This window comes from Streptomyces sp. NPDC057638, from assembly GCF_042800315.1.
Lineage (GTDB): Bacteria > Actinomycetota > Actinomycetes > Streptomycetales > Streptomycetaceae > Streptomyces.
Map to the genome: position 1 here is coordinate 1 of NZ_JBHVHF010000366.1, position 6,751 is coordinate 6,751.

At 70.2% G+C, this 6,751-nt stretch carries 7 protein-coding genes; 4 read left to right on the forward strand and 3 right to left on the reverse strand.

All coding sequences use genetic code 11. The features are described from left to right. Nucleotides 1-35 precede the first annotated feature (35 nt). On the reverse strand, nt 36-1,568 hold the full coding sequence (locus ACFVIM_RS30955; RefSeq protein WP_384308382.1) for a S8 family serine peptidase: 1,533 nt from the start codon (nt 1,566-1,568) through the stop codon (nt 36-38). Between the two features lie 297 nt (nt 1,569-1,865). Between ACFVIM_RS30955 and ACFVIM_RS30960 the strand changes: the two genes are divergently transcribed. The 3 genes from ACFVIM_RS30960 (at nt 1,866) to moaA (ending at nt 5,262) form a co-directional block, all read left to right on the forward strand. Beyond that, on the forward strand, nt 1,866-2,234 hold the full coding sequence (locus ACFVIM_RS30960; protein WP_384308384.1) for a DUF485 domain-containing protein: 369 nt from the start codon (nt 1,866-1,868) through the stop codon (nt 2,232-2,234). After that, nucleotides 2,231-3,862: a cation acetate symporter gene (locus ACFVIM_RS30965; RefSeq protein ID WP_384308387.1), complete on the forward strand. Its 1,632-nt coding sequence runs from the start codon at nt 2,231-2,233 to the stop codon at nt 3,860-3,862. Before ACFVIM_RS30960 ends, ACFVIM_RS30965 begins: the two co-directional genes overlap by 4 nt. A 407-nt stretch (nt 3,863-4,269) precedes the next feature. Next, complete coding sequence (moaA, locus tag ACFVIM_RS30970) at nt 4,270-5,262, forward strand: GTP 3',8-cyclase MoaA (RefSeq protein WP_384308390.1); 993 nt, start codon at nt 4,270-4,272, stop codon at nt 5,260-5,262. Between the two features lie 85 nt (nt 5,263-5,347). On the opposite strand, the gene ACFVIM_RS30975 is transcribed toward moaA, so the two are convergent. Together ACFVIM_RS30975 and ACFVIM_RS30980 are read right to left on the reverse strand one after the other, a co-directional pair. Continuing rightward, the gene (locus ACFVIM_RS30975; protein WP_384308393.1) at nt 5,348-5,569 is read right to left on the reverse strand and encodes a hypothetical protein; all 222 of its coding nucleotides are present in this window, start codon (nt 5,567-5,569) and stop codon (nt 5,348-5,350) included. A gap of 180 nt (nt 5,570-5,749) precedes the next feature. After that, nucleotides 5,750-6,127, reverse strand: coding sequence for a DUF3099 domain-containing protein (locus ACFVIM_RS30980; protein WP_384308396.1), 378 nt, complete (start codon nt 6,125-6,127; stop codon nt 5,750-5,752). A gap of 210 nt (nt 6,128-6,337) precedes the next feature. Here ACFVIM_RS30980 and ACFVIM_RS30985 point away from each other — a divergent pair, with 210 nt between their 5' ends. Next, complete coding sequence (locus tag ACFVIM_RS30985; RefSeq protein ID WP_384308399.1) at nt 6,338-6,613, forward strand: GlsB/YeaQ/YmgE family stress response membrane protein; 276 nt, start codon at nt 6,338-6,340, stop codon at nt 6,611-6,613. The last annotated feature ends 138 nt before the right edge of the window (nt 6,614-6,751 follow it).

The window sequence follows — 6,751 nt, forward strand, 5'->3', positions numbered from 1 at the left end:
GGGCCGGGCACGCGCCCGGCCCCACCCGGGGGTCGTCAGCGGCGGACCGCGTCGAGCGCGTCGGCGATGCCGTGGCCGTAGAAGCCGTTCTTCGCCTTCGTACCCTCGCAGACCGCGTCGACGACGCCGTCCCCGTTGATGTCGTACGGGTTGGTGCAGCTCGTGTCATCGGCCTGCGCGTACAGCATCGCCTTCAGCGCGGCCGGGGAGGCGGACGGGTGCTTCGACTTCAGCAGCGCCACCACACCCGCGACATGCGGGGAGGCCATCGACGTACCGGCCGCGTAGCCATAGCGGTTGTTCGGCAGGGTGGAGAGGATCCGCCCGTCCACGGCCGGGCCCTCCGGCTTCTGGAAGGCCGTCGAGTCACCGCCCGGCGCGGAGATGTCGATCACGCGGTCGCCGTAGTTGGAGAACGACGACTTCAGGGTCTTCGCGCCCAGCGACGAGGTGGTCACGACACCCGGGAGCTGGGTCGGGATGTCCAGGCAGGTCTTCGGGCTGACCTCGCGCGTCACCGGGGTGGTGTCGTTGGGGCTGGAGGTGTCCGTGACCTTGTCGGCGGCCAGGTCCGTACGGTCGTTGCCGGCCGCGGCGACGTTCACCGCGCCCTTGCGCTCGGCGTACTTGGTGGCCCGGCCGACGGCCTCGACCAGAGCCTTCTGGTCGGGGTCGTTCTTGCAGGCGAACAGCCACGGGTCCACGTAGTAGCTGTTGTTGGTGATCTCGACGCCCTTCTCGGCGGCCCAGACGAAGCCGCAGACGACCGCCTCGGTGTAGAAGAAGCCCGCCTCGGTCGAGACCTTGATGCCGGAGACCTTGACGCCCGGGGCGACACCGACCACACCGGTGCCGTTCTTGGCCGCCGCGATGGTGCCCGCGACATGGGTGCCGTGGGAGCTCTCGGTCGGGCCGGGGCGCCAGGCGCCGGGGGAGTTGTCCGGCTTGCCGGTGACGCAGTTGGCCGAGGCGCGCGCGTCGAAGTTGGGCGCGAGGTCGGGGTGGGTGTCGTCGACGCCCGTGTCGATGACGGCGACCGTGACCTTCTTGCTGCCCAGGGTGCGCTCGTGCGCCCGGTCCGCCTTGATGGCGGGCAGGCTCCACTGGAGGCCCTGGTAGGTGTCCTCGCCCGCCTTCGTCCCGGCCGCGGCCTTGCGCGCCTCGGCGGCGCCCAGCGGGGTCGGGGAGCCGACGGCGGTGTCGGAGGCGGTGGAGAGCGGGGCGGTACGGGTGGAGCCCGCCGACTCGACCCCGCGCACCGTGCGGATGGTCTGGGCGAAGGCCGGGTTCTGCGAGTGGACGACGATGACGCCTATCTGGTCGTAGGCGATCACTATCGAGCCACCGGCCCTGGCTATCGCCTTCTTGACGTCCTTGGCGGTCTGGGCACCGCTCTTGACGTTCACGACATACGACAGCTTCGGGCCGTCGGCCGTGGCCACGGCGGGGGCGGCGTCGGCGGGGGCGGCCGAGGCGGCACCCGCGGGGAGGAAGCCGAGCGAAGCCGTGAGCGCGAGGCCGACGGGCAGCGCGAGAGCGCGGCGCCGTCTGGATCCCAGATCAGCCATGGGTTCTCCACATCATCCGTGACAGCCGTCCACGCACGGGTTGAGCGTGGACGGGTACATGACCAGGGAAACTATCGCGCCAACTTGATCACCATCAATCCATACGAGCGTAAAACCTGATGGAAAAAGCGCTGACGGACAAGAAAAACGGCCGAAGTTGAACCGACCCGGCGTGCTCTCCGTGTCGTTGTCGGGAGGAGGAGCACCATCAGACAGCCCCCGGAACACCCCGAGAACGCTCCTGACCGAAGGTCCCGCTTGTCCCACCAGATGGCTCCACCGTCACGAGGAGAATCCGTGGCCACCGACGCACCACCGCCGACGCAGGGCGAGACGCACACCCGTACCGCGCAGCCGACGACCGAGGACTTCGTCGCGATGCAGCGGAGCCCGGAGTTCGGCGAACTGCGCCACACCTACCGCTCGTTCGCCTTCCCCCTGACCATCGCGTTCATCGCCTGGTACCTGCTCTACGTCCTGCTCTCCAACTACGCGGGCGACTTCATGGGGACCCAGCTCTTCGGCAACATCAACGTGGCCCTGGTCCTCGGCCTCGCGCAGTTCCTGACCACCTTCCTCATCGCCTGGCTCTACTCGCGCCACGCCGCCGCGAAGCTCGATCCCCGGGCCGACGCCATCAAGGCCCGTATGGAAGGCGGGGCATGACCGACACCACCACCCTCACCGGCCTCGCGGCCGAGAACGCCACCACCGAACACCGGCCACTGATCATCACCCTCTTCGGCCTGTTCGTCGTGGCGACCCTGGCGATCACCGTGTGGGCGGGCCGCCAGACCAAGAGCGCCGCCGACTTCTACGCGGGCGGGCGCCAGTTCACCGGCTTCCAGAACGGCCTCGCGATCTCGGGCGACTACATGTCCGCCGCCTCGTTCCTCGGGATCGCCGGAGCCATCGCCCTCTTCGGGTACGACGGCTTCCTCTACTCCATCGGCTTCCTGGTCGCGTGGCTGGTCGCGCTGCTGCTGGTCGCCGAACCGCTGCGCAACTCCGGCCGCTTCACCATGGGTGACGTCCTGGCCTACCGGATGCGCCAGCGCCCGGTCCGTACCGCCGCCGGGACCTCCACCATCGTCGTCTCCATCTTCTACCTCCTGGCGCAGATGGCGGGCGCCGGTGTGCTGGTCTCGCTCCTCCTCGGCATCACCAACGACGGCGGCAAGGTCCTCATCGTCGCCCTCGTCGGCATACTGATGATCCTGTACGTCACCATTGGTGGCATGAAGGGCACCACCTGGGTGCAGATGGTCAAGGCGGTCCTCCTCATCGCGGGAACGCTGCTGATCACCTTCCTGGTGCTGCTCAAGTTCAACTTCAACATCTCCGAACTCCTCGGCACCGCCGCCGAGAAGAGCGGCCAGGGAGCCGCGTTCCTGGAGCCGGGTCTGAAGTACGGCGCCACCGGCACCTCCAAGCTGGACTTCATCTCCCTGGGCATCGCGCTCGTCCTCGGCACCGCCGGACTGCCACACATCCTCATCCGCTTCTACACCGTGCCCACCGCCAAGGCCGCGCGGAAGTCCGTCAACTGGGCCATCGGCATCATCGGCGCCTTCTATCTGATGACCATCGCCCTCGGCTTCGGCGCCGCCGCGATCGTCGGATCAGCCGAGATCACCGAGTCCAACAAGGCGGGCAACACCGCCGCACCGCTGCTCGCCCTCCATATCGGAGGCACCGACTCGGCGGGCGGCGCCATCCTGCTCGCGGTCATCTCGGCCGTCGCCTTCGCCACGATCCTCGCCGTGGTCGCCGGGCTCACCCTCGCCTCCTCCTCGTCCTTCGCCCACGACATCTACGCCAACGTCATCCGCAGGGGACAGGCCACGGAGAAGGAGGAGGTCCGCGCCGCCCGCTGGGCCACGGTCGCGATCGGGGTCGTCTCCATCGCGCTCGGCGCCCTGGCCCGCGACCTCAACGTGGCCGGACTCGTCGCCCTCGCGTTCGCGGTCGCCGCCTCCGCCAACCTGCCGACGATCCTCTACAGCCTCTTCTGGAAGCGCTTCACCACCCAGGGCGCCCTGTGGTCCATCTACGGCGGTCTGACCGCCTCCGTGGTGCTGGTGCTCTTCTCACCGGTGGTGTCGGGGAAGCCGACGTCGATGTTCAAGGACATGGACTTCTACTGGTTCCCGCTGGAGAACCCCGGACTGGTCTCCATCCCGCTGGGCTTCCTGCTGGGCTGGCTCGGCTCGCTGCTCTCCAAGGAGAAGCCCGACGCGGGCAAGTACGCGGAGCTGGAGGTGAAGTCACTCACGGGAACCGGAGCGCACTGACCACCGGAGCGCACTGACCACCCGAGCGCACTGATCACCCGGGCCTGAGGGCGCGATCACCCCACCCGGGCCCGAAAGGCGCCCCACCCGGGCCCGCGATCACTCCGCCCGGGCCCGGGGCGTCGCTCACCACGCGCACCGGCCCGGCCCCGTCCCCGCCCACCGGGAGAATCACCGGAACACCACCGGGAAGATCACCGGCAGCGGAACGGCAGAGCCGGGCCGTCGCCGTCCGCCGGGGCCGCGGGCCGTCGCCGTCCGCCGGAACCCTGGGCCGACGGCGTACGCGGGCCGCCGGTTCCCGCCGTACGACCGTCCTCCGGCCGTCGCCGGAGGACGGGTCGCCGCGCTGTCAGTGCCCTGACGTAGGCTCGACACAGAGATCTCCGGAGGGGAGGGGACCCCGCATGCTGCTCGACACCTATGGCCGCACCGCTACCGACCTGCGGGTCTCCCTGACCGACCGCTGCAATCTCCGCTGTGTCTACTGCATGCCTGAAGAGGGCCTCCAGTGGCTCGCCAAGCCGACTCTCCTCACCGATGACGAGATCGTCCGCCTGGTGGGCGTGGCCGTCACCCGCCTCGGCGTCACCGAGGTCCGCTTCACCGGCGGTGAGCCGCTGCTGCGGCCCGGGCTCACCGGGCTCGTGGAGCGCTGCGCCGCCCTGGAGCCCCGCCCCCGGCTCTCGCTGACCACCAACGCCATCGGGCTGGCCCGGCTGGCCCCCGCGCTCGGCTCGGCCGGTCTCGACCGGGTCAATGTCTCGCTGGACACCCTGCGGCCCGAGGTCTTCCACCGCCTCACCCGCCGCGACCGGCACGCGGACGTCCTCGACGGGCTCGCCGCCGCCCGCGCCGCGGGACTCACCCCGGTGAAGGTGAACACGGTCCTGATGCCGGGGGTCAATGACGACGAGGCGCCGGAACTCCTCGCCTGGGCCATCGCGGAGGGGTACGAGCTGCGCTTCATCGAACAGATGCCGCTCGACGCGCAGCACGGCTGGAAGCGCGAGTCCATGGTCACCGCCGAGGACATCCTGCGCTCCCTGGCCACCCGCTTCACCTTGACCGCCGAGGAGGACGAGCGGCGCGGCTCCGCGCCCGCCGAGCGCTGGACCGTGGACGGCGGGCCCCACCGCGTCGGGGTGATCGCGTCCGTGACCCGGCCCTTCTGCGCCGCCTGCGACCGCACCCGGCTCACCGCCGACGGTCAGGTGCGCAGCTGTCTGTTCGCGCGGGAGGAGACGGATCTGCGGGGCGCGCTGCGCTCGGGCGCCTCGGATGAGGAGATAGCCGGGATATGGCGGCGCGCCATGTGGGGCAAGAAGGCGGGCTCGGGCCTGGACGCCCCGGACTCCTTCCAGCAGCCCGCCCGCCCCATGTCCTCCATCGGCGGCTGACGAACCGTCCCCGGCGGAGTCCGGGCAGCGGGTCCCGGGGGCGGTCCCCGGGAAGCGGCTCCTGGGGCGGTCTCAGGGGGGGGTCTCAGGGCGCGGGGTGGTCCGCCCGCCAGGTGTCGAGGGAAACCACGTCCTTGAGGAAGCCCCGTACCGCGAGGAACTGCGAGAGGGACTCGCGGTGTTCGTCGCAGGCCAGCCAGGTCTTCCGGCGTTCGGGCGTATGCAGCTTGGGGTTGTTCCAGGCCAGGACCCACACCGCTGCCACACGGCAGCCCTTGGCGGAACAGATCGGGGACTCGTCGCTCACCTGATCATTGTCCACACATGGCGACGCCGGGCAGCCACGGGGGGAGCTGCCCGGCGTCGGTCTGTCGCTCCGACGGGGGATGCGGAGCGCGTAGGCAGTATGTCACGGGGAACCGGGTGCGGTGCACCGGAACTTCATGATTGATCTGAGCTTTTCTTGAGCTTCGCCGGAGTCCCGAGTTCAGCCCGCCGTGGGCCTGCCCTGACGCCGGTCGCCGGCACCGTCGGCGCCGCTGGTTCCCGGTTCCGGCGGGGCATCGCCGGGGGTGATCATCGGCCGGTCCGCGCTGGTGACGAAGGTCGACGGCAGCGAAGGGATGTTCTCCCGGCCCGCGTTGGCGATGACGACGGCGATATAGGGGAGGACGACACCGAGGACCAGCGCCACGATCGCCACATGCCGTTCGACGTTCCAGAGCACGCCCGCGAGGATGACCGACACGGTCCGTACCGTCATCGAGATCACATAGCGCCGCTGTCGTCCCCGGACGTCGTCGGAGAGGCCCTGCCGGGCGCCGGTGATCCGGAAGACCGGGGCATGCGGCTGGTTCCGCGTCACGTTCCACCACCTGTTGTCCACCGGACGCGCTCGGGTCCGGACCTCTCCCACCGTACGCCGCCCCTGCGACGCCTACGAGAGCGGGGGCGCGGCGGCGGTACGGGGAACGGCTGCGCCGGAGCGCGTAGCCCGGTGCCGACATGCGCGGTACCCCGGATGGGCTGACACTGGCGGCGTAACTGCTCACCGGGGAGGTACGAGGAGGCGGCCATGGGCTGGTTGTGGGCGATTATCGTGGGGTTTGTGCTGGGCCTGCTCGCCAAGGCGATCCTGCCGGGCAAGCAGCACCTGCCACTCTGGCTCGCCACCATCTGCGGTATCGGCGGGGCGGTGATCGGCAACTGGATCGCGGCGGGCCTCGGCGTCGCCGAGACCAGTGGCATCGACTGGAGCCGGCACGCCTTCCAGTTGGTCGCCGCGATCATCCTGGTCTTCCTCGGCGACCGGGCGTGGATCGCGATGAAGGGCAGGCAACAACGGGTCTGAGGAACAGGCGGCCCGAGCCCGGGAGGCCCGAGCCCGGGTGGTTTGAGGCCGGGAGGCCCGAGCCCGGGAGGCCCGAGGCCGGGTGGTTTGAGACCAGGAGAACGCCCGGGGGCCCGGTCCGTGTGTCACACACGGACC

Excerpts from the sequence above, each read along its gene's own strand:
- moaA (WP_384308390.1), top strand. The coding sequence starts at position 4,270 with ATGCTGCTCGACACCTATGGCCGCACCGCTACCGACCTGCGGGTCTCC.
- ACFVIM_RS30955 (WP_384308382.1), bottom strand. The coding sequence starts at position 1,568 with ATGGCTGATCTGGGATCCAGACGGCGCCGCGCTCTCGCGCTGCCCGTC.
- ACFVIM_RS30985 (WP_384308399.1), top strand. The coding sequence starts at position 6,338 with ATGGGCTGGTTGTGGGCGATTATCGTGGGGTTTGTGCTGGGCCTGCTC.
- ACFVIM_RS30965 (WP_384308387.1), top strand. The coding sequence starts at position 2,231 with ATGACCGACACCACCACCCTCACCGGCCTCGCGGCCGAGAACGCCACC.